The sequence below is a fragment of the Micromonospora sp. CPCC 205558 genome (assembly GCF_036902955.1).
Classification (GTDB): Bacteria; Actinomycetota; Actinomycetes; order Mycobacteriales; family Micromonosporaceae; genus Micromonospora.
The window spans coordinates 148,781-172,378 of the sequence record NZ_JBAKHR010000016.1 but is presented as its reverse complement, the minus strand read 5'-3'; the positions used below and the strand labels follow the sequence as shown (position 1 = coordinate 172,378).

The window sequence follows — 23,598 nt, the reverse complement described above, 5'->3', positions numbered from 1 at the left end:
CTCGGGTAGTCGGGGGTTGTCCCCGCCACGAAAGCGAACCCTGCCGTGGCCGAAACGCGGTAGCGGGGCGAGGGAATGCAGGTACGACTCATCGCATCCTGAGGAGGACCAGATGAGCACGCAGGCTGCTTCCACCCGGCCGATGAACCGGCCCATGAACGACCCGCAGAACCCCGCCATGATGCGGGACACGCAGCAGATGCCGTCCATGCGGGACGGACATCGTGACCCGATGCCGTCGCCGGGTACGGAGACCAAGCAGGCGTTCCTGACGACGGAATTCTGGGTCTACGCCGCCGCGGTCGCGCTCTTGGTGATCTCCGCGTTCTGGAGGGGCACCACCGCCAACGGCCTGAACATCAACGACCCGAACCGGGCGTGGTTGTTCCTGACCATCCTGACCGGTGGTTACCTGGTCAGCCGTGGTCTGGCGAAGGCCGGCTCGGCCCGCCGGTCCGGCAGGGAACGCAGCAAGCACTGACACGTCGTATATGCGACAGTGGCCTCCGGGAGCATTCCCGGAGGCCACTGTCGTCGTGTGTGGAGCGGCTACTCGTCGCCGCCGAAGTCGCCGAAGTCGCCCTCGAACGCATCCTCGATCATCTCGCCGGCGATCATGCCGCCGGCGACACCGAGCGCCGCCCCGGCGACCATGCCGCCCATCCCCATGCCGCCCCGGCCGTGACCGTGGCCGTGGCTCGACCCGTACTGCGAGCGCAGGCTGCCGTAGCGAGAGGTGGTCTCGCGCAGCCAGCCGTCGACGACCTGCGCCCAGTCCACCCGGTCGGCGTCGGTGTGCGACACCTGGTAGCGGCCGAACGCGTCGTGCCCGGCGCTGAGGAACCCGCCGCGCTTGTCGCACTCCAGGATGACCTCGACGCCGCGCTGGCTGGTCACGAAGGTCAGCTCGACCTCACGGATGGTGCTCGCGTACTGCGGGGAGGCGAAGAACTCGATCTCCTGGTAGAACGGCAGCGTCTGCTGCACGCCCCGGATGTGACCACGCTCCAGGTCGGCGTGCTTGAACCCGAAGCCGAGCCGCTGGAACGCCTCCAGGATCCGCTCGTGCACCGGCAGCGGGTGCACGGCCACCTGGTCCAGGTCGGTCTTGTCGACCGCCCGGGCGATCGCCAACTCGGTGCGCAGGCCCATCGTCATGCCGTGCAGGCGCTGGCCGTACACGTCGGTGATCGGGGTTTCCCACGGCACCGGCATCTGGAACGGGATCGAGAGCTGCTGCTTCGGGGCGAGCTGGAGCGGACCGCTGACCGCCATGCGGTGGAACTCCATCGTGCCCGCGTACTCGGTGTCGTGTCCTTCGACCTCGACCCGGGTGACCAGGCCGATCACCACCTGCTCGATGGCTGCCTCAGCGTCGCCACCGACGAGGTTGACCTGCCCGTCGAGGGTCAGGCCGGGCCGGGTGTTGGGGTTGGTCAGCACGGTGTCCACGCTGGGACCGCCCACACCGAACGCGCTCAACATCTTCTTGAAGACCATCGGAACTCCTGTGCGACGCCGACCGCTCCAGGTTGGAGTCGGACGTTGACTCGGACGGCACCCTATCGAGAACCCCTGTGAGATGGCTGTGAAGCGCGGCCGCGCCGGCAGCCCCGACTCTCCTTGACCGTCGCGGTAATCAGCCAGGCGAGCGCGGCCAACAGCGCCACGAGGCCGGCGGGGACCACACCCCAGGGCAGGGCACGCGGCGACAACGTCCATGCCTGCCGGTTGTCGGCGAGTACGCGTGGCTGTCGAGCCGAGGCCGGGACGGCCACCTCCCACTCGTACGCGCTGCTGGGCTCGTCGTCGATGATCTTCCAGGACTCCTGGACGTCGACGCCGTGGATCGGCCCCTGCCGCCCCCGGCCGCCGCGGGTCCAGTTGCCGACGCACCGACTGTGCATGGCCTCCAGCCGGTCGTGGGTCACATAGCAGTGATCGACGGTCGCCCGGCTCTGGTCGGCGGGCCACGAGCCGGACACCCAACTCAGCATTCCGACGAGGGCCAGGCCCACGACGACGATCGCCGCGAGTCGCACCTTGACCGCAGTCATGACCGTGCTCCTCTCACTCAAGGCGCCGGGACCGCGCCACTAATCGGGTTCCACGATGATCAGCTCGCCGACCTGTTCGCCGATCGTGGTGCGCGCCTCGGCTGGCAGCCCACGGTCGGTGATCAGCACGTCGGCGGCCTCCAGCGGGGCGATCGTGGCGATGCCGATCGTCTCCCACTTGGTGTGGTCGGCGAGCACCACGAGCCGGCGGGCCGCGCCGATGAGGCACCGGTTGACCCCGGCCTCCAGCAGGTTGGGCGTGGTGAAGCCGGTGCGTGGGCTGAGGCCGTGCACACCGAGGAACAGCAGGTCGACGTTGAGCGCGCTGATCGCCGCCTCGGCCACCGGCCCGGTCAACGCATCCGACGGGGTACGGATGCCGCCGGTCAACACGACGGTCTGGTCGGCGCGCGGGTTCTGGTAGAGCGCGTCGGCCACCGGGATCGAGTTGGTCACCACGGTCAGCCCGCGTACGTCGGAGAGGAGCGTGGCCAACGCGGCGGTGGTGGTCCCGGCGGAGAGCGCGATGGCCATCCCCGGTTCCACCATTGTCGCGGCCCGCTCCGCGATGGCCCGCTTCTCCGCCTGCTGGCGGATCGACTTCGCCGCGAAGCCGGGTTCCTCGGCGGAGCCCGGCCCGGCGAGGGTCGCGCCGCCGTGCACCTTGTCGACCAGGCCGCGCTCGGCCAACACCTCCAGGTCACGCCGGATCGTCATGTCGGACACGCCGAACCGGCTGACCAGGTGACTCACCCGCACCCCGCCACTTTGGCGGATCAGATCGAGGATGGCGGTCTGCCGCTGCTGGGCGAGCATGTGGGGAACCTCCTTCGCGCCGTGGCTGTCGTCGGAATCAGGCCCGATCCTCACGGACGACCGCCACCTCACCCGCCGGCAGCGTCAGCTCACCGGCGCAACGTCCGCCGGTGAGCAGGTCGACGCCGTGCACCGGCAGGCGTACCTCGGTGTCAGTGTGGTTGATCGCGAACAGCCAGGTCCGGTCGTCGTCGCGGCGGCGGACCACCTCCACCCCGGACGGCGCCGACGCCGCCGGGCGGACGCCGGCCTCGGCGACCAGCCGGGCGACGAGCCGATCCGTGGCGGGCTCGTCCAGGCGGGTGCCGACATACCAGGCCGCGCCGTCGCCCACCTGGTGCCGGGTCAGCGCCGGCACGCCCGGCAGGGGCCCATCGGTGTACGACGCGAGCACCTCCGCGCCGTCGACGTGCAGCCACTCGGTCCACACGTCGGCGGTGCCGCCGTCGTCGAGATGGACCTGCTCACCCTCGCGCAGCGGGAAGAACTCCTCGGTCCGGACGCCGAGCAACTCCCGGAACGCGCCCGGGTAGCCGCCCAGCCGGATGTGGTCGTTGGCGTCGACGATGCCGCTGAAGTAGGTGACCGCCGTCGTGCCGCCGGCCTCGACGTAGCGGTGCAGCGCGTCGGCGTCGGCGTCCCGGACCAGGTAGAGGGTCGGCACGAGAACCAGCCGGTAGCCGCTGAGGTCGGCCGACGGGTGGACGATGTCGGCGGTCACGCCGGCCCGCCAGAGCGAGCCGTACAGGGCGTTCAGCCGGTCGGCGTAGGTGACGTCGACGCTGGGGTGCGAATCCAACTCGACGCCCCACCACGCCTCCCAGTCGAACAGGATCGCCACGTCGGCGTCCACCCGACTGCCGCGTACCTCCGCGAGGGCCTTGAGGTCCGCGCCGAGCTGGCAGACCTCGCGGAACACCTTGGTGTCCGGCCCGGCGTGCGGCACCAGCGCGGAGTGGAACTTCTCCGCGCCGGCCCGGGAGGCCCGCCACTGGAAGAAGAGCACCCCGTCGGCGCCGCGGGCCACGTGCGCGAGGCTGTTGCGGCGCAGCTGCCCGGGCAGTTTGGCCACGTTGCGCGGCTGCCAGTTGACCGCGCTGGTGGAGTGCTCCATGAGCAGCCACGGTTCGCCGCCGGCGACGCCCCGGGTGTGATCGGCGGCGAGCGCCAGCCCGAGGTGCGCCTGCGGGTCGGCGGCGGTGAGGTAGTGGTCGTTGGAGACCAGGTCCACGTCGGCGGCCCAGGAGTGGTAGTCCATGTGCTTGACGCCCAAGCCGATCATGAAGTTGGTGGTGACGGGCTGCCGGACCATCGTCGTCAGCACCTCGCGCTCGGCGCGCAGTTGGGCGCGCTGCTCGTCGGAGGAGAACCGCAGGAAGTCCAACTGCTGCGTGGGGTTGGCGAAGGTCGGCGCGGTGCGCGGCGGGTTGATCTCGGCCCAGTCTCCGTAGCGCTGGCTCCAGAACGCGGTGCCCCACGCGTCGTTGAGCCGGTCCAGGTCGCCGTAGCGTTCGCGCAGCCAACCGCGGAACGCCTCGGCGCTGACGTCGCAGTAGCAGTGCACGTTGTGGCAGCCCAGCTCGTTGGAGACGTGCCACATGACCACGGCGGGATGCTCGGCGTACCGGCCGGCCACCGCGCGCACCAGCTCCAGCGAGCGCTCGCGGAACACCGGTGAGCTGGGGCAGTACGCCTGTCGTCCACCCGGATGGAGGATCGCGCCGTCGGCGCGGCGGGGCAGCGTCTCCGGGTGCGCGCGGGCCAACCACGGCGGTGGGCTGGCCGTGGCGGTGGCCAGGTCGACCTGGATGCCGCCGTCGTGCAGCAGGTCCAGCACCCGGTCCAGCCAGCCGAACTCGAAGCGCGCGGCGCTGGGCTCCAGCAGGGCCCAGGAGAAGATGCCGACGGAGACCAGGTTGACCCCGGCCCGGCGCATCAGGTCGATGTCCTCCGACCAGGATTCCTCGGGCCACTGCTCGGGGTTGTAGTCGCCACCGAAATAGATGCTGTCACCCTGCCATCGCCGCATGACAGCTGAGGGTGCACCCGCTGGTGCACGGAAGTCAACAGGTTCCAACATCGAGCTTCTTTCCAACGTTTACCTGGTAACGGCCGTGTCACGACTGGGTTATCAGAGGCGAACAGCCCTCTTGACAGCGCCTGACCGCAGGGTAGCTTGAGGCCCCAATGGCCGTTCGTGTTCGCCAATGTGGATTCTCGGTGGATCTCAATGTGTGATCACGGCGCCGGACCTGCCTTCACCACCCTGACGGCCCTTGGGCGTAGCACCTCTTCATCCGCAGGAGGCACAGATGTCCCGTCCCCAATCCCAAGCCGAGTACCTGGCTCGGCTCGTACCGCCCTCAGTCGCCGGCATCAACCGACGATCGTTGTTGGCCGGAGCGGCCGGCACGGGCGCGCTGCTCGGCACCGGCCTGCTCGCCGGCTGTGGCGACGACTCCGGCTCCGGCGGGTCCAGCAAGGACGTGTCGCTCGGCTCGAACCAGTCCGACCCGAAGCCGAAGGACGTCCTCGTCAAGGTCACTGACGGCTTCAAGACCTCGTCCGGGGTGCAGGTCGCGGTCAACACGGTCGACCACAACACGTTCCAGGAAAACATCAACAATTACCTACAGGGCAAGCCGGACGACGTGTTCACCTGGTTCGCCGGCTACCGGATGCGCTTCTTCGCGCAGAAGGGCCTGGCCAGCGACATCAGCGACGTGTGGGGCAAGCTCTCCGGCTACTCCGACGCCTTCAAGAAGGCATCCACCGGCGACGACGGCAAGCAGTACTTCGTACCGGCGACGTATTACCCGTGGGCGGTCTTCTACCGCAAGTCGGTGTGGCAGCAGCACGGCTACCAGGTCCCCACCACCCTGGACCAGTTCACCGCACTCGGCGAGCAGATGAAGAAGGACGGCCTGACCCCGATCGCCTTCGCCGACAAGGACGGCTGGCCGGCGATGGGCACCTTCGACATCCTCAACCTGCGCATCAACGGCTACCAGTTCCACATCGACCTGATGGCCGGCAAGGAGGCCTGGACCTCCGACAAGGTCAAGAAGGTCTTCGACACCTGGGCCGGTCTGCTCCCCCTGCACCAGCCGGACAGCCTCGGCCGCACCTGGCAGGAGGCCGCGCAGTCGTTGCAGCAGAAGAAGAGCGGCATGTACCTGCTCGGCCTCTTCGTCGGTCAGCAGTTCAGCAACGACGAGCAGGACGACCTCGACTTCTTCACCTTCCCGGAGATCGACCCGGCCATCGGCGCCAAGGCGCTGGACGCCCCGATCGACGGCTACATGATGGCGCGCAAGCCCAAGAACGAGGACAACGCGCGCAAGCTGCTGGAGTACTTCGGTGGCAAGGCCGCTGCGGACATCAACCTCAAGAACGACCCGGCCGTCCTCGTCGCCAACAGTGGCGCTGACGTCGGCGGCTACACCGCGCTGCAGAAGAAGGCCGCAGAACTGGTCGGCTCGGCCACCGAGATCGCCCAGTTCCTCGACCGGGACACCCGGCCGGACTTCGCCTCCACGGTGATGATCCCGGCGATCCAGCAGTTCATCAAGAACCCCAAGGACATCGACGGGCTCACGTCGTCCATTGAGAACCAGAAGAAGTCGATCTTCACTGACTGACGGCGGAAGGGGGAGGACATCGTGTCCGACCTGCCCCTGATCCAAGCGGATCGCGCCGTGCCGCCGCCGGCGACGACCACCTCAACCGGTGGCCGTCGCCGGCGGCTACGGCTCCTGTCCCGCACCGACCGCGTGGTCATCACGCTGATGGTGCTCGTCCCGCTGCTGCTCGTCACCGGGTTCGTCTGGTTGCCGGCGGCAGCCACCGTGCTGCTCTCCGGCACCAACTGGGACGGCATCGGCCCACTCAACGAGATCGAGTTCGTCGGCGCGCGCAACTACAGCGACGTGGTGAACATCTACCCGCCGTTCGTGCCGGCGATCCAGCACAACCTGCTCTGGCTGGCGGTGCTCTTCCTGGTCGCCAGCCCGTTCGGCATGTTCCTGGCCGTGCTGCTGGACAAGGAATTGCGTGGCAGCCGCTTCTACCAGACCGCGCTCTACCTGCCGGTGGTGCTCTCGCTGGCGCTCATCGGCTTCGTCTGGCAGTTGCTCTACTCCCGCGACCAGGGGCTGATCAACGCCGTCTTCGGCAGCAGCATCGACTGGTACGGCGACTCGAACGTCAACATCTGGGCGGTCATGGTCGCCTCCGGGTGGCGGCACGTCGGGTACATCATGCTGCTCTACCTGGCCGGCCTGAAGGGTGTCGATCCATCGTTGCGCGAGGCCGCAGCGGTCGACGGCGCCTCGGAGAGCCGGACGTTCTTCCGGGTGGTGTTCCCGGTGCTGCGGCCGATCAACATCATCGTGCTGGTGGTGACCGTGATCGAGTCGCTGCGCGCGTTCGACCTGGTCTGGGTGGTCAACAAGGGCCGCAACGGGCTGGAGCTGATCTCCGCGCTGGTCACCCAGAACGTGGTGGGCGAGGCGAGCCGGATCGGCTTCGGCTCCGCACTGGCAACGATCATGCTGGTCGTCTCGCTGGTCTTCATCACCATCTACCTGGCGACCGTGATGAGGGAGAACCGGGAATGAGCACCGCGACCATCACCCGGCGTACCGAGGGTGAGCCCGACGCGCCGCCGCGGCGCCGCAAGCTGACCCCGATGCGGATGCTGCTGCACGGCTTCCTCATCGTCGTCTCGTTGGCCTGGCTCTTCCCGATCGCCTGGGCGGTGCTGACCTCGCTGCGCTCGTACGACTACACCGCCCAGCACGGCTACGTCTCGTTCGGCGGCTGGACCTTCGACAACTACCTCACCGCCTGGCGGACGGCGGAGTTCGGGCAGCACTTCCTCAACTCGGTGTACATCACCGTGCCCGCGGTGCTGCTGACCCTCTTCCTCGCCTCCTGCGTGGCGTTCGTCATCGCCCGGTTCAGTTGGAAGCTCAACCTCGTACTGCTGGGGGTCTTCACAGCGGCCAACCTGCTGCCCCAGCAGGCGCTGCTCATCCCGCTGTTCCGGCTGTTCACCGAGGTGCCGCTGCCGGAGTTCATGAGCGACTCGGAGCTGCTCTACGACAGCTACTGGGGCCTGATCCTGATCAATGTTGCCTTCCAGTGCGGCTTCTGCGTCTTCGTGCTCAGCAACTACATGAAGGCGCTGCCCCGTGACCTGTACGAGGCTGCGATGGTCGACGGGGCGAGCATCTGGCGGCAGTACTGGCAGGTCACCATGCCGCTGTGCCGGCCGGCCCTGGCCGCGCTGGCGACGCTGGAGGTGACCTGGATCTACAACGAGTTCTTCTGGGCCACCGTCCTCATGCGCACCGGTGACAAGTTCCCGGTGACCAGCTCACTCAACAACCTGCGCGGTGAGTTCTTCACCGACAACAACCTGGTCTCGGCGGGCAGCGTGCTCGTCGCGATCCCCACCCTGGTGATCTTCTTTATGCTCCAGCGGCACTTCGTTCGGGGCCTGACCTTGGGAGCCTCCAAAGGATGACGATCCTGCACCTGCGCCGCGCGCGGACCAGCCTGGTGCTCGACGCGCGCGGCCCGGGGCTGCCCCGGGTCGTGCACTGGGGCGGCGACGTCGGCGACCTCGACGACGACGGCCTGCGCCAGCTCACCGACGCGACAGTGCCGCCGGTGGTGCCGAGCAGCTTCGACGAGCCGACCGTGCTGTCCCTGCTGCCGGAGGCGAGCGCCGGTTGGAGCGGCCGACCGGGGTTGGCCGGGCACCGCGACGGACGAGACTGGTCCACCTCCTTCCGCCTCGACGGGATGGACGTGCGCGACACCGACCCCGACGCGGCGCTACTGACGGTGCGGGCCTCGGATTCGGCCGCCGGGCTGACAGTGACCATCGAGATCACCCTCGACCCGTACGGCCTGCTGACCGTTCGGCACCGGCTGCGCAACGACGGCGACAGCGCGTACGAGCTGCGGGAGCTGACGCCGGTGCTCCCGGTGCCGGCGGTCGCCACCGAACTGCTCGACCTGACCGGCCGGTGGTGTCGGGAACGGTCCCCGCAGCGGCACCCGTGGCAGCACGGCACCTGGGTCCGCGAGGGCCGGCACGGCCGCACCGGGCATGACGCCACACTCCTACTGGTGGCCGGCACCACCGGCTTCGACTTCGGTCACGGCGAGGTCTGGGCGGTGCACACCGCGTGGAGTGGCGACCACGTCACGTTCGCCGAGCGTCGACCCACCGGCGAGTCGACAGTCGGTGGCGGCGAGCTGCTGGCCGCCGGGGAGATCCGGCTCGGCCCCGGCGAGTCGTACGAAACGCCCCTGCTCTACGCGGTCTGGTCCGACGCCGGGCTGGACGGGCTCAGCGACGTGCTGCACAGCCACCTCCGGGCCCGCCCCGGGCACCCGCGCTCCCCGCGCCCGGTGACACTCAACGTCTGGGAAGCGGTCTACTTCGACCACGACCTGGACCGCCTGCGGGCGCTCGCCGACCGGGCCGCGCAGATCGGCGTGGAGCGGTTCGTGCTCGACGACGGCTGGTTCCGCGGTCGGCGCGACGACACCGCCGGGCTCGGCGACTGGTACGTCGACGAGGGCGTCTGGCCGGACGGCCTGCAACCGCTGATCGACCACGTCACCGGCCAGGGCCTTCAGTTCGGCCTCTGGGTCGAGCCGGAGATGGTCAACCCCGACTCGGACCTGTTCCGCGCGCACCCCGACTGGCTGCTCGCCGTGCCGGGGCGGCTGCCGCCGGCCTGGCGTCACCAGCAGGTGCTCGACCTGGGCCGCCCCGAGGCGTACGACTATGTGCTGGCACGCCTCGACGCGCTGCTCACCGACCACCCCGGCATCCGGTATCTCAAGTGGGACCAGAACCGGGACCTCAGCGAGGCCGGGCATCAGGGCCGTCCCGGGATGCACGGGCAGACCCTGGCGGTCTACCGGCTCCTCGACGAGTTGCGCGCTCGCCACCCGGGCGTGGAGATCGAAAGCTGTTCGTCCGGTGGGGCCCGGGTGGACCTGGCCATTCTGGCGCGCACCGACCGGGTCTGGGCCAGCGACTGCAACGACGCCCTGGAGCGGCTCAGCATCCAGCGCTGGACGGGGCTGCTGCTGCCACCGGAGCTGATCGGCACCCACGTCGGCCCGGAACGCTCGCACACCACCAAGCGCGTACACGACCTGGGCTTCCGGGCGGCGACGGCGCTCTTCGGCCACCACGGCATCGAGTGGGACATCGCCTCGGTCAGCGCCGCCGAGCAGACCGAACTGGCCGCCTGGGTGGCACTGCACAAGCGGCTACGCCCGCTGCTGCACGCCGGTCGGGTGGTCCGGGTCGATCACCCGGACCCGGCCGTCTGGGCGCACGGCGTTGTCGATCACGACAACACCCGAGCGGTGTACGCGGTGGCCCGGCTGACCACCTCGGTGTCGCAGGTACCTGGCGCGGTACGGCTGCCCGGCCTCGAACCGGGCCGGCGGTACCGGGTGCGGCCGGTGTCGGGCGTCCCCGCCCCGGCGACCATCGACCTGTCCGCGCCCACCTGGCTGGCTGGCGGTGTGACCCTCAGTGGGGCGGCGCTGGCCCGGGTGGGTGTGCAGCTGCCCGCCCTGCACCCGGAGCAGAGCCTGGTGCTGGAGGTCGAGGCCGTCGACTGACAAGATTTTGGGAAAATTTTCGGCCGGGGTGTCGAGAACGGCAGGGCCTGCTTCTACCTCAGTGTGAGAGCACCGACGAGGGTGCGCGGGCGTGAGGAGCCAACCATGAAGTACATGCTGCTGATGCAGTTCAGCGCCGCCGGGGCGGACTTCCCGAGCATCGACACCTGGACCCAGGACGAGGTCCGGGCGCACATCGCCTTCATGGGCGAGGTCAACGACAAACTCACCGCCGCCGGCGAGTGGGTCGACGCCCAGGGCCTCGGCGGCCCGCAGCAGGCCCGGATCGTCCGGGCTGGTGAGGGCGGGACGCCGGTCGTCACCGAGGGGCCGTTCGCCGAGACGAAGGAGTTCCTGGCCGGCTTCTGGATCGTCGACTGCGAGAGCCCGCAGCGGGCCGTGGAGTTGGCCGCGAACATCTCCACGGCACCCGGCCCCGGCGGTCGGCCGCTGAATATGCCGATCGAGGTGCACCCGGTGATGTCCGCGCCGCCAGCGGAGCTGTGAGGGCTGAACACCGATCTCCGCATCGAGGACCTGCTGCGCGAGCTGGCGCCGCAGGTCCTCGGCGTGCTCAGCCGCCGCTTCGGTGACTTCGCCACCGCCGAGGACGCGGTGCAGGAGGCGCTGCTGGCCGCTGCCACCCAGTGGCCGACCGAGGGGCTGCCGGTGAACCCCCGGGGCTGGCTGATCCAAATCGGTTACCGCCGGATGATCGAGCTGGTCCGCGGTGAGCAGGCCCGACGCCGCCGGGAGGACCTGGTCGCCCGCCGGGACCCGGACGACCGGCGGTACGCGCCGACCCCGGACGAGCAGTTGACCGCCGAGCGGGACGACACGCTGGTCCTGCTCTTCCTCTGCTGCCACCCGGCGCTCGCGCCGACGTCGGCGGTGGCGCTGACCCTGCGCGCTGTCGGTGGGTTGAGCACCGCCGAGATCGCCCGCGCGTTCCTGGTGCCCGAGGCGACGATGGCGCAGCGGATCAGCCGGGCCAAGCAGCGCATCCGGGCATCCGGGCTGCCGTTCCGGATGCCCGAGCCAGCGGAGCGGGCGGACCGGTTGATCGCCGTCCGGCAGGTGCTCTACCTGATCTTCACCGAGGGGCACACCAGCACCAGCGGCCCGCACCTGCGCCGGGTCGACCTCGCGGCGGAGGCGATCCGGCTGACCCGCGCGCTGCACACGCTGCTGCCCGACGACAGCGAGTCAGCCGGGTTGCTGGCGTTGATGCTGCTCACCGAGGCACGCGGACCAGCGCGCACCGGCGCCTCCGGCGAGCTGATCTCACTGGCCGATCAGGACCGCAGCCGCTGGGACGCGGCGGCGATCGCCGAGGGCATCACCCTGGTCACCCGGGCCCTGCCGCGTGGGCCGGTCGGCCCGTACCAGGTGCAGGCCGCCATCGCCGCCCTGCACGACGAGGCGCCGAGCACCGAGCGGACCGACTGGCCGCAGATCCTGGCGCTCTACCAGGTGCTGGAACGGCTGGCCGCCAGCCCGGTGGTGGCCCTCAACCGGGCCGTGGCGACGGCCATGGTGCACGGACCCGCCGCCGGCCTGGCCGCCCTCGACGCGCTGGCCAACGACCCGCAGTTGACCGGACACCACCGGCTGGCCGCCGCCCGCGCCTACCTGCACGAAATGGCCGGCAACCAGACCCAGGCGATCGCCGACTACCGGGCCGCCGCCGCCCGCACGAGCAGCCGCCCCGAACAGCTCTACCTGACCATGCGGGCAGCCCGACTGGCCGCCGAACCCGGCGCTCCCCCGTGACCAACCGCTCCCACGCCGCCCCACGGACGGCCCACCGCCGGCCCACCGCCCGCCCACGGCCGGCCCACCGCCGGCCCACCGCCGGCCCACCGCCGGCCCACGGCCGGCCCACGGTTGTCAATCTTGGACAGTTTCCGTTAGCCCCGAACGGAAACTGTCCAAGATCTACGCTGCCATGCCCGGGGGCGAGCGTGATGGGCGAGGCTGCCCACGGCGAGCCGACACCGGAGGCGACAGCACGAGGACGCGGCGGCCCGGACCAGGCCAGGGGCACGGACCAGGCCGGCGCGGACCGGCAGCGGCGCGGACCAGGGGCAGCGCGGACCAGGGGCAGCGCGGACCAGGGGCAGCGCGGACCAGGGGCAGCGCGGACCAGGGGCAGCGCGGACCAGGGGCAGCGCGGACCAGGGGCAGCGCGGACCAGGGGCAGCGCGGACCAGGGCGGGCTCGTGTCCCGAGCCGCCTTTGGAGCTGATGCCGTAAACGATTCATCCATCGGGGCGCACGGGTGCCGGGGCCCTGCGCATCCGATTCGTTTGTGACATCAGCTCCAAAGGGGTCCTGTGACAGATGTTGGGGCCGCACGGATGCTGGGGCCGTCGGATGTTGGGCCGCACGCACGCTGGCACCGCACGCACGCTGGCACAGCACACACGCTGGCACCGCACACACGCATGCCGGCACCGCACACACGCTGGCACCGCACACACGCACGCTGGCGCCGCACACACGCACGCTGGCGCCGCACGCACGCTGGCGCCGCACGGACGTCACGCCGGCGGGTCGCGCGGACGTCGGCATCGCCGACACCGGTGCCTGTTCCATTAGGACTGGCAGGCCTGCGGCGGGCCCGGCTCGGCTCGACCGCCCTTGTGAAACGAGCACTAGCCTGGGCAGCGTTGGGTTCGTCGACGACGAAGGACCAAGGGGACGCATGGCGTACGTGCTGCTGGGGATCGCCATCCTCGCCGAGGTGCTGGCGACCAGCCTGATCAAAAGCACCGCCGGGTTCACCCGCCTCTGGCCGACGGTGGCGTGCCTCGGCGGTTACGCGTTGGCCTTCGTCCTGCTGGCCCAGGCCGTCAAGGAGATCCCCGTGGGTGTGGCGTACGCCCTCTGGTCGGGTCTGGGCACGGCGACCATCGTGGCGATCGGGGCGGTGTTCCTGGGCGAGTCGGTGGGGCTGGCCAAGCTCACCGGCATCGCACTGATCATCGCCGGGGTGGTCATCGTGAACCTGGCTGGGGAGCACTGACCAGGGTGGATTCCGGTGGTCGGGCCCGACGTGGACCCGACCACCGGCCCGACGGTCAGCTCGCCGTGCAGCTCAGCGCCGGCAGGCTGTTGGTGCCGGTCCAACTGCCGAGGAAGCCGAAGGTGGCACTGGCCCCGGCGGCCAGCCGCCCGTTGTAGTCGGCATTGCGGGCGGTCACCGTGGTTCCGCTGCTGGTGAGGGTCACATTCCAGGACTGGGTGACACGCTGGCCGTTGGCGAAGGTCCACCCGGCGGTCCAGCCGGTGATCGCCCTCGCGCCGGCGGTCACCCGTACCTCAGCCTGGAAACCACCCTGCCACTGGTTGGTCACCGTGTACGTCGCCGTGCAACCACCGGCGGGCGGGGGCGTGGTCGGCGGGGGCGTCGTGGGCGGAGGTGTCGTCGGTGGTGGCGTGGTCGGTGGTGGCGTGGTCGGCGGGGGGATGCTGTCGAAGATGCTGGCCTGCCGGGCGGTCTGCCGGATGCCGTTGGCGCCGTTGAAGATCCGCTGACCCCAGCTGGTCAGGTTGGCCGGGTTGAAGTTGGTGGCCATGTCGAGGTACTCCACCCCACCGCCGTTGCCGCTCCACGACCAACCCAGCCAGCCGATCCCGTTGGCCTGGCTGTAGGAGAGGATGGTGTCCTCGTCCGGGTCGCCGTCGGAGTGGTTGAAGCCGAACTCGCCGACCACGATGGGCAGGCCGGCGGTACGGAACCGGCCCAGGTAATCGCTGATCTCCGCGGCGGTGTCGAAGACGCCGTACATGTGGATGGAGAAGATCGTGTTGCGGGCGGGGTCGGCGGCGAAGACCGACGCGGCGTTGTCGCGCATGGTGAACGACCAGTCCTGCCCCCAGTTCGGGGCGTCCACCATGATCGTGTGGGTCAAGCCGCCGGTACGCAGACGCTTGATCGCATCGGCGTTGTCGGTGGCCCACGAGGCGTAGTTCTGGTTGCCGTACGGCTCGTTGCCGATGTTGACGATGACGTACTTCTCCTGGCCGGCGAGGACGTCGGCGAGGCTGAGCCAGTAGTCGACGGCGCGGGCCAGGGTGATCGCACCGCTCTGCTCGCCGTACCCGGTGGTGTCGTGCACCTCCAGCACGCAGATCAGCCGGTTGGCCTTGCAGAGCGAGATGACGTTGGCAACGTCGGCGTTGGTGTTGCGGGTCCAGCGGTCACCGCTGGAGAGCACCACCCGCACAGTGTTCGCGCCGAGCGCCTTGACGTCGGCGAACGAGCTGGTCTGCTGCGGATACCAGGTGTGCGCGTGGTTGACGCCGCGCATGATGAATTCGGCGCCGTTGGCGTCGTACAACTTGCCGCCAGCGACGGAGAAACCGGCCGCGGCGTGCGCCGGCTGGCCGAACGCCAGCACGGTGACGAGCAACGCGAGCAGTGTCGCGCCTGCGGCGGAGAGTCGAGTCTTCATGGCCTTCCTCAGGGAGGACCCCCGGTGCCCGACAGGGGTGGGGATGTGACAGGGGAAGGCGGCTGCAGCCCGGCAGCCGCGCCCGGCTCCCCGGCGCAGGCATCAGCGTAGGACGATGGAATGGCCATCGCAACCGGTTCAGTTCACGGCCCCGATGCCCCGGACAGCCGCAACGGCCCACGCGGACGCGGGCCGTCACGGGGCGGTCATCCCCACCACAGGATGTGCGCCACACCCCGGCTCTTAACCGGTTAAGACCGACGGTAGGCAGGTGACTGACGATCCGTCAAGCACCGCGGCGGCCGAACCGGACGAGAGGGTTGACCGCCTCGCACCGGGGTACTCCGGGAACGATCCGTCGGCGAGAGGGGATACCAGGATGGTCAGCGTCGGCTACACCCTGATGAGCGAGCAGGCCGGGCCCAAGCAACTGGTGGACCACGCGGTACGGGCGGAGGCGGCCGGTTTCGACCAACTGGTGGTGTCCGACCACTACTACCCCTGGCTGGACTCCCAGGGCCACTCCCCGTACGCCTGGTCCGTGCTCGGTGCGGTCGCCCACGCCACCTCCCGCGCGCAACTGATGTCCTTCGTGACCTGCCCGATCCGCCGCTACCACCCGGCCGTGGTCGCCCAGAAGGCCAGCACGATCGGGGCGCTCTCGGACGGCAGGTTCACCCTCGGGCTGGGCGCCGGGGAGAACCTGAACGAACACGTGGTCGGCGGCTGGCCGCACGTCCAGCAGCGGCACGAGATGTTCGAGGAGGCGTTGCAGATCATCCGGCCGCTGCTCAACGGGGAGACGCTGACCTTCTCCGGCAACCACTTCGACGTGCCCGACGCCTACGTCTGGGACCGCCCGGAACGGCCGGTGCCGATGGCCGTCGCCGCGTCCGGTCGACAGTCCGCGACACTGGCCGCCGAGTACGGCAACGGCCTCATCTCCACCGAACCCGACCGGCACATCATCGAGATGTACGACGACGCCGGGGGTGCCGGCCAGCCCCGCTACGGCCAGGTGGCCATCTGCTACGGCCCGGACGAGGCCGAGTGCCGCAAGATCGTGCACGACCAGTTCCGCTGGTTCGGGATGGGTTGGAAGGTCAACGCCGACCTGCCCAGCCCGGACTCCTTCGCCGCCGCCACCCAGTTCGTCCGCGAGGAGGACGTCGCCGAGGGCGTCTCCTGCGGTCCGGACGTGGACGCGCACGTCGAGGCGTTCGCCAAGTTCGTCGACGCCGGCTTCACCCACGTGGCGATCATCCAGGTCGGCGGGGAGACCCAGCCGATGTTCCTGGACTGGGCGCAGGAGCAACTGCTGCCCCGGTTGCGCGAGCTGTGACCCGAGACGTCGCCGACCGGCCGCCCGGGTCGCCCCGCCGCACCGCCGTCGGCCGGTTCGGGCTGGCCGCGTACCAATTGCCGCCGGTCTGCCTGCTGGGGCACTCGTTCGGCGCGGAGGTGGCCGCCGCCGTCGCCGCGACCCACGCCGATGCGGTCGGCGCGCTGGTGTTGGCCGGGCCGACAAGTGACCCTCAACCCGCACTCTCGGACAGGTGACCATCATGCGCTTCGGCAACACGGAGATCCGCCCGCTCGGCGGTGGCCTCGGCTGCCTCCTGATGATCCTCTTCTCGATCGTGGCGTCGGTGGTGCTGACCGTCCTGTTGAATCTGGTGCTCTGAGGACCAGACGGCCTCAGTCGGCGGACAACTCCAGCGTGGCGAGCAGCGGATAGTGGTCGGAGGCGGTGGCCGCCGCGCCACCGCGGATCACCCGACAGTCGTGCGCGCGCTGCGCCACCGCCGGGCTGCCGAGCAGGTAGTCCAACCGCATTCCGGCGAACTCGGCCCCGCCGAGCCGGGTGGGCACGGTGTGGCCCTCGGTCTCCGGCGCGTCGATGTTGCCGGACGGCCAGAGGTCCACCAGGCCGGCCGCGAGCAGCCGGGCGATCGCGCGGGTGTCCACGGCGCCGCCGGAGCGACGCAGGTGCCGCCGCCGGTAGAGGGTGGGCATGCCAGCCAGCCGAGCGGTGTGGTCGACGGTCGGGTCGAGCGAGTTGAGGTCACCGGTGACCAGTGCCAGCGGCCCCTCGTCGCGGCGCATGGCCGCGACCAACCAGTCGACCTCCATCCGCCGCCGGCCCCCGGAGTACGGGTTGAGGTGGGTGCCCAGCACGGTGAACGGGCCGGCGGAGGTGGCCACCACGACGCGGGCGGCGGCGTGGTGGAACGGGCGACGCACCGACCCCGTGTCGACGACCCGGTACGGCGGCCGGACCAGCACGGCCACCGGCTGCCCGAAGCAGGACCGGGCCAGGTGGGGCGTCATCCCCACCCGGCCCGCCACGGTGGCCATCAGCCCGTCCCGGTCGAAGCCGCGCAGCTCCTGTAGGGCCAGCACGTCCGGCGCCTGCTCGTCGATGACCTGCACCACCTGATCCAGCCGGTCGGGGCCGCCGCGATCCCGCCCGCCGGTGCGGATGTTCCAGGTCATCACCCGCAGCACGACGGCGACGCCTAGTCGGCTCGGCCGGCCCGCGCCAGCTCGTCGTCGAGGGTGTCCACGTCCTCCGACTCGATGGCCGGCTGGTTGCCTTCCTTCAGGTCCTCGTTCGGGCGGATCACCAGGTAGAGCAACCCGATCCAGAGCGCGGACAGCAGGATCGCGCCCATGAAGTCGGTCGGGTGGTGCATCCCCCGGTACATCCGGGAGGTGGCCACCCCGACCGGCATGAGCACGGCCAGCGCCACGAAGACCCAACGCCACCACCGGTCGGTACGCGGAAAGACGATGAGGGTGATCGCCAACCAGACGCAGATCGTGGCCGCGATGTGCCCGGACGGGAACGACGAGGTGGGCATCTGCCCATCCAGGTTCTCCACCGGGGGGCGTGGCCGGTCGACCACGTGAGCCGACGCGAGGAACAGGGTCAGCTCACCCACCATCGCCAGTGCCACGAACAGCACCGGGCGCCAGCGCCGCCACACCGCCAGCACCAGCGGGCAGAACACCAACGAGATCAGCAGGATGGCGTGGGTGTCACCGAACTTGCTCCACCACCAGCTGACCTCGGTCAGCACCTCGGTGTGCCGCTCGGCGAACCACTGCGGCACCTCGGTGTCGAGGGTGTCGAGGAAGGTGCCCTTGGCGTGGTAGCTGACGTACGTGCCGAAGCCGTACAGCGCCCCGAACACGATCACCCAGCCGACCAGCAGTTCGGCCACCGCCGAGCGGGGATGGGCCAACACGTGTTCCTCGGCCGGGGCGGGGGCGATGTCGTGCCCCGCCTCCGGCTCCAGGCCCTCGGTCAACGGCGGCACCGGCCTCCCCCGCTCCCGCCGCCACAGCCGGAAGGCGTACGCGGTGACGCCCAGCCACGCCGCGCCGAGCAGCCAGGCGGCCAGCACGTCGGAGACGAAGTGCACGCCCAGCGCGATCCGGGTCAGGCCGACCAGTGCCACCAGCACACCGACGCCGACGATGGCCGGCTTGCGCCAGCGCGGCGCCATCGCCGGAAGGAACACCAGCAGCAGCGCTCCGTACGCGACGAACGAGCCGAGCGCGTGCCCGCTCGGGAAGCTGTTGCCGGGCGCGCTGGCGATCGGTACGTCAACGATCGGGCGGAGCCGGCCGACCAGCGTCTTCAGCGACGGGTCGAGGATCAGGCCACCGACCCCGGTGATGATCAGATAGACGGCGAGTCGGGGCTGCCGCCGGATCAGCAGCCCGACGACGGCGATGGTGACCAGCCAGATGAGGATCGGCCGGCCGCCCAGGTCCGTCACCGCCTGGAGGACCGTGACCAGCGCGTGGTGCGGGGCGACGAGCCCGTTGAACCACTCGGCGAGCGCGTGGTCGGCGTCCTGCAGAGGACTCCACCGCACCCGGACGAGTAACACCAGCAGCCCGAAGGCCACACCGGCACCGGTGACGGCCAGCAGGCCGGCGATGCTCCGCTCGGCGAAATGACCGATCGGACGGCGTGCCACCTCTTTGAGCGCGGTCACCCCGCACCTCCTTTGTCGCTCCTGGCGAGGCGCAGTACCCGATTCGCGGTCGTCGTACACGCCGGGTACCGCCAAGGCCCGCGTCGAAGCCCCCGGACCGATCTGACGCCGGCTTCAGAGCGCCGACATGTCCCCGGTGTCGTACAGCTCGGCGCGGTCCGGGTCGGGCTCCCACAGGTCCGGTTGGGCGGGCTCCTGCACACCGATGCGCAGCGCCTCCAGTTGGGCGGCGAAGGCCAGCCCACCGAAGAGCGCCATCCCGGTCAGGTTGGCCCAGAGCAGCAGCGCCATCATGCCGGTCAAGGCGCCGTAGGTCTGCCCGAAACCGTCACTGAACCGCACGTACGCGGCGAGCAGCAGGCTGGCCAGCCACCACAACGCCGTGGCGATGCCGGCGCCGAACAACAGCCAGGACAGCCCGGGCTGGTTGCGGCGCGGCGCGTGTCGGAACAGCACGGCGACGGCGACGACGGTCAGCCCGAGGCTCAGCGGGAAGCGGATCACGTCCCAGATGCCGTTGGCGACCGCGCCCCACTCGTAGTGTCTGCGCACCGAGTCACCCATCGCGCCGCCGCCGACCAGGATCAGGAAGCCGGCGAGCGCGGGCAGGCCGGCGGTGACGGCCAGGACCGCTGCCCGCAGGTATTTCCGCAGCGCCGGGCGGTCCCGCTCGACGCCGTAGATGCGGTTGGCGCCCCGCTCGATCTGGGCCATCGTGGTGGTGAGCGCGAACAGGCCGGTGAGCAGACCGAGGGTGAGCGCCAGCTCCCCCGCGTCCTCGACGCGTTCGCCCTCCCCGAGCAGCTCGGCGACCATCTGTGCGCTCTGCCCGGGGGTGAGCGCCAGCACGGTGTCGGCGACCACCTGGCCGCCCTCTTCGACGCCCAGCTCACTGATCAGACCGGTGAGGGCGATCAGGAACGGCACCACGGCGAGGCAGAGTTGCAGCGCGAAGGCCCGGGAGTGGCTGAACCCGTCGCCGTAGCGGAACCGGATGAACGCGTCCCGCAGCAGGTGCCAGCCGCCCTGCCGGCGCAGCGTGTGCCAGGCGTCGTCGGCGGAGAGTTCCTCGTCGGCCATCAGCCGGGTCTCCGGCACGATTCGGGTGCTACTCACGGCGTGCTTCCTCGATCAGCTGCTCGCCTCGCTCCCCGGCGCTCTGCACGTCGACGGCCAGGTCCGGGGCGTCCTCGGGCTGGGGGACGCAGAGCCAGAGGGCCTGGGGCCGGACCTCCGCCCGCAGCTGCCGGCCCGGGGAGATCAGGTCGCCGTCCAACTCCCGAGGCTGCGCCCGGTTGCTGGTGATCACCACACGCCGGCCCCGGAACACCTCCAGCTGCGGCACCTGGCCGCGGCGGCGGAGCACCGCCCAGCCGAGTGCGAGCCAGTGCCGCAGGTTGCGCGGGGTGAGCACGGCGACGTCGAGCCAGCCGTCGTCCGGCTCGGCCTCGGTCAGCAGGGTCAGGCCGCCCTGCAACCGGCCGACGTTGGCGATCAGGACCGACCGGGCCCGGCGGCGCACCGGCGGCCGGTCGTCGATGCGGATCTGCACCCGCATCGGCCGGTCACGCAGGTGGCGGGCGGCGCCCATCACGTACGCCGGCCAGCCGATGCGGGCCTTGGTGGTCTCGGAGGTGGCGGCGAGCATCTGGGCGTCGAAGCCCATGCCGGCCATCACTGTGAAGTATTGGTCCTCGACAGCGCCGACGTCGAGCAGCCGTCGGCCGCGTTCGACAGCGACCTGCAACCCGGCGGCCAGGTCGGTGGAGAGCCCCAGGTTGGCGGCGAGCAGGTTGCCGGTGCCCTGCGGCAGCACGGCGAGGGCCACGTCGGTGCCGACCAACCCGCTGACGCAGGACATCACGGTGCCGTCACCGCCACAGGCGAAGACCAGGTCGACGCCGGCCTTGACGGCCTGCTCGGTCTGACCGCGACCGGGGTCGTCGACTGTCGTCTCGTACCACCGGGGGGCGGGCCAACCGGCCGCGGTCAGGGCGTCGTCGACGGTACGGCGCAACTCGTCGAGGTCGTCGACCTTGACTGGGTTGACCACCACGGCGGAGCGCAACCCGCCGTCGCCGCCTGCGGGCCGCCTGTCCTGTCCAGCATCCACGGCGCCAGTGTGCAGCACCCGGACGGCTTCAGCGACCCGGCGAACGGCCGGCGTCGGAAGTGCCACAGACAGGTTTCAGAACGGCTCCACCCGTCAGGCCGCGGCGCGCAGCGCGACCTCCACCCGCCGGCGCAGATCGTCGAGGTCGACCCCGGACTCGGTGAGCACCAACGCGCCCAGCCCGTTCCCCTCCCGCAGCACCCCGAGCAGGATGTGCTCGGTGCCGATGTGGCGGTGGCGCAGGCGCAGGGCCTCCCGCAGGGACAGCTCAAGCGCCTTCTTGGAGCGGGGCGAGAACGGGCCGCCGAAGTAGCGCTTACGCCCCCAGCGGCGGCGCGGCGCCGGCACCGCCTCCCGTAGGGCGTCCGGGCCGAAGGACTGCTCGATGCGGGCCACGATCGCGGCCAGGTCGATGCCGATCTCCCGCAGGGCCGCCGCGTCCGCTTCGCCCAGGCCGACGCCGCTGGCGGTGTGCCGACGGACGCGTTCGCGCAGGTCGTCGGCGCGTACCCCGGCTTCGGCAAGCACCCGGCTGGCCAGCCCGGCGTCGTCGGCGAGCAGGGCGAGCAGCAGATGCTCGGTGCCGACCGGCCGCTGGCCTTCGGCCCGGGCCTCCTCCAGGGCCCGTCGGACCACGTCGCGTGCCCGGTCGGTGAACCGTTCGAACATCACGCCTCCCAGGATGAGTTGACCGCCGGTCGCCCGGCGTGCTTCTTGTGCACTGCCTGTCGGCTGACCTCGAGCGTGTCGGCGATCTCCTGCCAGGACCAGCCCTGTCGTCGGGCGTTGTCCACCTGGACCACCTCGAGCCGCTCGAGCAGCCGGCGCAGCGCGCGGACGGCGCGCAGCCCGACCCGGGGGTCGGTGCTGCCGGCTGCCGCCGCGAGTTCTGTCGCCTGACTCATGCTGTCAACATACGTTGACAGCCCTTCCCGTGTCAACCCTGGTTGACATGATCGGTCCGCAGTGACAGCAACCGGCGCGCCCCGGCGCCCTCACGACCGAGCACGTCACGCGGATTGGTCAGATGGCAGGCCCGCAACGACAGGCAACCGCAGCCGATGCAATCGGTGAGGTCGTCCCGGAGCGCCTGCAGCTGCGCGATGCGCGCGTCGAGCTCAGTACGCCAGGCCGCCGACAGCCGGGCCCAGTCGTCCGGGGTCGGGGTGCGTTCGCTGGGCAGCTGGTCCAGGGCTTCGCGGATCGCCGTCAGCGAGATGCCGACGTGCTGGGAGGCCCGGATGAACGCGACCCGCCGCAGGGTGTCACGGCTGTACCGGCGCTGGTTGCTCGCCGTCCGAGTGCTGCGGATCAGGCCCTTGCGCTCGTAGAAGTGCAGCGCGGAGATGGCGACACCGCTTCGATCGGCGACCTGCCCGACCGTGAGTTCGTGAAACGTGGTTCGGGGCCGTGGCATGGATCGACAGTACCCCTTGACCTCAACCATGGTTGAGGCCAGAGGATCAGCGTCGTCCACAACCCGCGACCAAGGAGCCTTCCGTGACCACCGTTCTCGTCATCGGCGCCACCGGGCAGCAGGGCGGCGCCGTCGCCGATCTACTGCTCCAGCACGGCCACGACGTCAGCGCCTACGTGCGCGCACCCGAGTCGCCACCGGCCCAGGCGCTGTCCGTCGCCGGAGCACGGCTCATCACCGGCGACCTGGGCGACCCGGTCGCGCTCGCCGTCGCCACCCACGGCGTCGACGCGATCTTCGGGCTGTCCGTGCCGTTCGCATCCGGTGGGAAGGACGAGGAGATCAGCCAGGGTCGCCTTCTGGTCGACGCGGCGGCACGGGCCGAGGCTCACCTCGTCTACTCCTCGCTACGCGGCGCCGACCGGATGGTCGAGACCGACATGGACCACGCCGACAGCAAACAGCACATCGAGGCGTACCTGTGGAAGCAGCCGGTCCGCGCGACCGTCCTCGGACCGGTGTACTTCATGGAGAACGCCCTGAACACCGGGTTCAGCCGCCTCACCGAAGGCATCCTGGCCAACCCGCTCTCCGCGGGCAAACCGCTGGACCAGGTCACCGTCCGGGACATCGCCGGCCTCGCCGTGCACGCCATCGAGCACCCCGAGCGGTTCGTCGGCGAGCGGATTGACATCGCCTCCGACCGGGTGACCGGCGAAGAGGCGGCCCGCATCCTCAGCGACGTGCTCGGCCGCGAAATCCCGTACCAGCAACTGCCGTTGGACCAGGTTCGGCAGTGGGCCGGCGACGAGATCGCCGACATGTTCCAGCGCTTCGAGGACAACACCGACTTCGTCGACGTCGACGCGCTGCACGCTGCGCACCCCGGGGTCGCCTGGCACCGCTACGCCGACTGGGCCCGTACCGTCGACTGGGACCGGGTCCTCTCCAGCCCGGCGGCCGGGCGATGACGCAAGACGCGATCCATCAGCCGCGGTGACCCAGTTCCTCAAGGGGGCCGCGCCGTGAGGCTACGGAGCATCCATCCCCACAGCTGACCCAC

At 70.5% G+C, this 23,598-nt stretch carries 24 protein-coding genes; 12 read left to right on the top strand and 12 right to left on the bottom strand.

Features of this window, described 5'->3' with window-relative positions:
• Positions 1-199 precede the first annotated feature (199 nt).
• Positions 200-481, top strand: coding sequence for a hypothetical protein (locus V6U86_RS19715; RefSeq protein WP_442934975.1), 282 nt, complete (start codon positions 200-202; stop codon positions 479-481).
• 68 nt (positions 482-549) lie between these two features.
• Here V6U86_RS19715 and V6U86_RS19710 read toward each other — a convergent pair whose 3' ends face one another.
• From V6U86_RS19710 to V6U86_RS19695, 4 genes are all read right to left on the bottom strand, one after another.
• Positions 550-1,500: a sporulation protein gene (locus tag V6U86_RS19710; protein WP_334505305.1), complete on the bottom strand. Its 951-nt coding sequence runs from the start codon at positions 1,498-1,500 to the stop codon at positions 550-552.
• A gap of 62 nt (positions 1,501-1,562) precedes the next feature.
• On the bottom strand, positions 1,563-2,057 hold the full coding sequence (locus V6U86_RS19705) for a hypothetical protein (protein ID WP_334505304.1): 495 nt from the start codon (positions 2,055-2,057) through the stop codon (positions 1,563-1,565).
• A gap of 39 nt (positions 2,058-2,096) precedes the next feature.
• On the bottom strand, positions 2,097-2,873 hold the full coding sequence (locus V6U86_RS19700; RefSeq protein WP_334505327.1) for a DeoR/GlpR family DNA-binding transcription regulator: 777 nt from the start codon (positions 2,871-2,873) through the stop codon (positions 2,097-2,099).
• Between the two features lie 37 nt (positions 2,874-2,910).
• Positions 2,911-4,902, bottom strand: a complete 1,992-nt coding sequence (locus V6U86_RS19695) for a beta-galactosidase (protein ID WP_334505303.1) — start codon at positions 4,900-4,902, stop codon at positions 2,911-2,913.
• A 283-nt stretch (positions 4,903-5,185) separates the two neighbouring features.
• Here V6U86_RS19695 and V6U86_RS19690 point away from each other — a divergent pair, with 283 nt between their 5' ends.
• From V6U86_RS19690 to V6U86_RS19660, 7 genes are all read left to right on the top strand, one after another.
• On the top strand, positions 5,186-6,514 hold the full coding sequence (locus tag V6U86_RS19690; RefSeq protein WP_334505302.1) for an ABC transporter substrate-binding protein: 1,329 nt from the start codon (positions 5,186-5,188) through the stop codon (positions 6,512-6,514).
• Between the two features lie 21 nt (positions 6,515-6,535).
• The gene (locus V6U86_RS19685; protein ID WP_334505301.1) at positions 6,536-7,492 is read left to right on the top strand and encodes a carbohydrate ABC transporter permease; all 957 of its coding nucleotides are present in this window, start codon (positions 6,536-6,538) and stop codon (positions 7,490-7,492) included.
• Positions 7,489-8,403 (top strand): carbohydrate ABC transporter permease, encoded by a 915-nt coding sequence (locus V6U86_RS19680; protein ID WP_334505300.1) that lies wholly within the window; start codon positions 7,489-7,491, stop codon positions 8,401-8,403. Before V6U86_RS19685 ends, V6U86_RS19680 begins: the two co-directional genes overlap by 4 nt.
• Positions 8,400-10,535, top strand: coding sequence for an alpha-galactosidase (locus V6U86_RS19675; RefSeq protein WP_334505299.1), 2,136 nt, complete (start codon positions 8,400-8,402; stop codon positions 10,533-10,535). The genes V6U86_RS19680 and V6U86_RS19675 overlap by 4 nt, the downstream gene beginning before the upstream one ends.
• Positions 10,536-10,640: 105 nt before the next feature.
• Positions 10,641-11,042 carry a YciI family protein gene (locus tag V6U86_RS19670; RefSeq protein ID WP_334505298.1) on the top strand — a complete coding sequence of 134 codons (402 nt, stop codon included), beginning with the start codon at positions 10,641-10,643 and terminating at the stop codon, positions 11,040-11,042.
• 3 nt (positions 11,043-11,045) lie between these two features.
• Positions 11,046-12,308: an RNA polymerase sigma factor gene (locus V6U86_RS19665; RefSeq protein WP_442934974.1), complete on the top strand. Its 1,263-nt coding sequence runs from the start codon at positions 11,046-11,048 to the stop codon at positions 12,306-12,308.
• Positions 12,309-13,242: 934 nt separating this feature from the next.
• Positions 13,243-13,563, top strand: a complete 321-nt coding sequence (locus tag V6U86_RS19660; RefSeq protein ID WP_334505296.1) for a DMT family transporter — start codon at positions 13,243-13,245, stop codon at positions 13,561-13,563.
• Positions 13,564-13,618: 55 nt separating this feature from the next.
• Here the strand turns inward: V6U86_RS19660 and V6U86_RS19655 are convergent, their stop codons facing one another.
• Positions 13,619-14,995, bottom strand: a complete 1,377-nt coding sequence (locus V6U86_RS19655; RefSeq protein WP_334505294.1) for a cellulase family glycosylhydrolase — start codon at positions 14,993-14,995, stop codon at positions 13,619-13,621.
• Between the two features lie 379 nt (positions 14,996-15,374).
• Between V6U86_RS19655 and V6U86_RS19650 the strand changes: the two genes are divergently transcribed.
• The 3 genes from V6U86_RS19650 to V6U86_RS19640 are packed head-to-tail and all read left to right on the top strand — an operon-like array spanning position 15,375 to position 16,680.
• Positions 15,375-16,337: a TIGR03557 family F420-dependent LLM class oxidoreductase gene (locus V6U86_RS19650; protein ID WP_334505292.1), complete on the top strand. Its 963-nt coding sequence runs from the start codon at positions 15,375-15,377 to the stop codon at positions 16,335-16,337.
• The gene (locus V6U86_RS19645) at positions 16,334-16,555 is read left to right on the top strand and encodes an alpha/beta fold hydrolase (protein ID WP_334505290.1); all 222 of its coding nucleotides are present in this window, start codon (positions 16,334-16,336) and stop codon (positions 16,553-16,555) included. Before V6U86_RS19650 ends, V6U86_RS19645 begins: the two co-directional genes overlap by 4 nt.
• Positions 16,552-16,680, top strand: coding sequence for a hypothetical protein (locus tag V6U86_RS19640; protein WP_256443305.1), 129 nt, complete (start codon positions 16,552-16,554; stop codon positions 16,678-16,680). The genes V6U86_RS19645 and V6U86_RS19640 overlap by 4 nt, the downstream gene beginning before the upstream one ends.
• Positions 16,681-16,693: 13 nt before the next feature.
• On the opposite strand, the gene V6U86_RS19635 is transcribed toward V6U86_RS19640, so the two are convergent.
• The 7 genes from V6U86_RS19635 to soxR all read right to left on the bottom strand — a co-directional run bounded on the left by V6U86_RS19635 (position 16,694) and on the right by soxR (position 22,535).
• The gene (locus V6U86_RS19635) at positions 16,694-17,503 is read right to left on the bottom strand and encodes an endonuclease/exonuclease/phosphatase family protein (protein ID WP_334505288.1); all 810 of its coding nucleotides are present in this window, start codon (positions 17,501-17,503) and stop codon (positions 16,694-16,696) included.
• Positions 17,504-17,514: 11 nt separating this feature from the next.
• On the bottom strand, positions 17,515-19,005 hold the full coding sequence (locus V6U86_RS19630) for a phosphatase PAP2 family protein (protein WP_334505286.1): 1,491 nt from the start codon (positions 19,003-19,005) through the stop codon (positions 17,515-17,517).
• 114 nt (positions 19,006-19,119) lie between these two features.
• A complete protein-coding gene (locus V6U86_RS19625; RefSeq protein WP_334505283.1) occupies positions 19,120-20,121 on the bottom strand; it encodes a YihY/virulence factor BrkB family protein in 1,002 nt (333 codons plus the stop codon).
• The gene (locus V6U86_RS19620; protein WP_334505281.1) at positions 20,114-21,118 is read right to left on the bottom strand and encodes a diacylglycerol/lipid kinase family protein; all 1,005 of its coding nucleotides are present in this window, start codon (positions 21,116-21,118) and stop codon (positions 20,114-20,116) included. Before V6U86_RS19620 ends, V6U86_RS19625 begins: the two co-directional genes overlap by 8 nt.
• 93 nt (positions 21,119-21,211) lie before the next feature.
• The gene (locus tag V6U86_RS19615; protein ID WP_334505325.1) at positions 21,212-21,787 is read right to left on the bottom strand and encodes a Clp protease N-terminal domain-containing protein; all 576 of its coding nucleotides are present in this window, start codon (positions 21,785-21,787) and stop codon (positions 21,212-21,214) included.
• Positions 21,787-22,023, bottom strand: coding sequence for an HTH domain-containing protein (locus V6U86_RS19610; RefSeq protein ID WP_030336062.1), 237 nt, complete (start codon positions 22,021-22,023; stop codon positions 21,787-21,789). The genes V6U86_RS19615 and V6U86_RS19610 overlap by 1 nt, the downstream gene beginning before the upstream one ends.
• A 32-nt stretch (positions 22,024-22,055) precedes the next feature.
• Entirely contained in the window at positions 22,056-22,535 is a 480-nt protein-coding gene (gene soxR, locus V6U86_RS19605; RefSeq protein WP_334505278.1) for a redox-sensitive transcriptional activator SoxR, read from the bottom strand.
• An 83-nt stretch (positions 22,536-22,618) separates the two neighbouring features.
• Between soxR and V6U86_RS19600 the strand changes: the two genes are divergently transcribed.
• Complete coding sequence (locus V6U86_RS19600; RefSeq protein ID WP_334505276.1) at positions 22,619-23,506, top strand: NmrA/HSCARG family protein; 888 nt, start codon at positions 22,619-22,621, stop codon at positions 23,504-23,506.
• The last annotated feature ends 92 nt before the right edge of the window (positions 23,507-23,598 follow it).

Coding starts and splice junctions, on each gene's coding strand:
- V6U86_RS19715 (WP_442934975.1), top strand. CDS start 200: ATGCCGTCCATGCGGGACGGACATCGTGACCCGATGCCGTCGCCGGGT.
- V6U86_RS19670 (WP_334505298.1), top strand. CDS start 10,641: ATGAAGTACATGCTGCTGATGCAGTTCAGCGCCGCCGGGGCGGACTTC.
- soxR (WP_334505278.1), bottom strand. CDS start 22,535: ATGCCACGGCCCCGAACCACGTTTCACGAACTCACGGTCGGGCAGGTC.
- V6U86_RS19655 (WP_334505294.1), bottom strand. CDS start 14,995: ATGAAGACTCGACTCTCCGCCGCAGGCGCGACACTGCTCGCGTTGCTC.
- V6U86_RS19700 (WP_334505327.1), bottom strand. CDS start 2,873: ATGCTCGCCCAGCAGCGGCAGACCGCCATCCTCGATCTGATCCGCCAA.
- V6U86_RS19615 (WP_334505325.1), bottom strand. CDS start 21,787: ATGTTCGAACGGTTCACCGACCGGGCACGCGACGTGGTCCGACGGGCC.
- V6U86_RS19610 (WP_030336062.1), bottom strand. CDS start 22,023: ATGAGTCAGGCGACAGAACTCGCGGCGGCAGCCGGCAGCACCGACCCC.
- V6U86_RS19660 (WP_334505296.1), top strand. CDS start 13,243: ATGGCGTACGTGCTGCTGGGGATCGCCATCCTCGCCGAGGTGCTGGCG.
- V6U86_RS19690 (WP_334505302.1), top strand. CDS start 5,186: ATGTCCCGTCCCCAATCCCAAGCCGAGTACCTGGCTCGGCTCGTACCG.
- V6U86_RS19705 (WP_334505304.1), bottom strand. CDS start 2,057: ATGACTGCGGTCAAGGTGCGACTCGCGGCGATCGTCGTCGTGGGCCTG.
- V6U86_RS19710 (WP_334505305.1), bottom strand. CDS start 1,500: ATGGTCTTCAAGAAGATGTTGAGCGCGTTCGGTGTGGGCGGTCCCAGC.
- V6U86_RS19695 (WP_334505303.1), bottom strand. CDS start 4,902: ATGCGGCGATGGCAGGGTGACAGCATCTATTTCGGTGGCGACTACAAC.
- V6U86_RS19680 (WP_334505300.1), top strand. CDS start 7,489: ATGAGCACCGCGACCATCACCCGGCGTACCGAGGGTGAGCCCGACGCG.
- V6U86_RS19675 (WP_334505299.1), top strand. CDS start 8,400: ATGACGATCCTGCACCTGCGCCGCGCGCGGACCAGCCTGGTGCTCGAC.
- V6U86_RS19650 (WP_334505292.1), top strand. CDS start 15,375: ATGGTCAGCGTCGGCTACACCCTGATGAGCGAGCAGGCCGGGCCCAAG.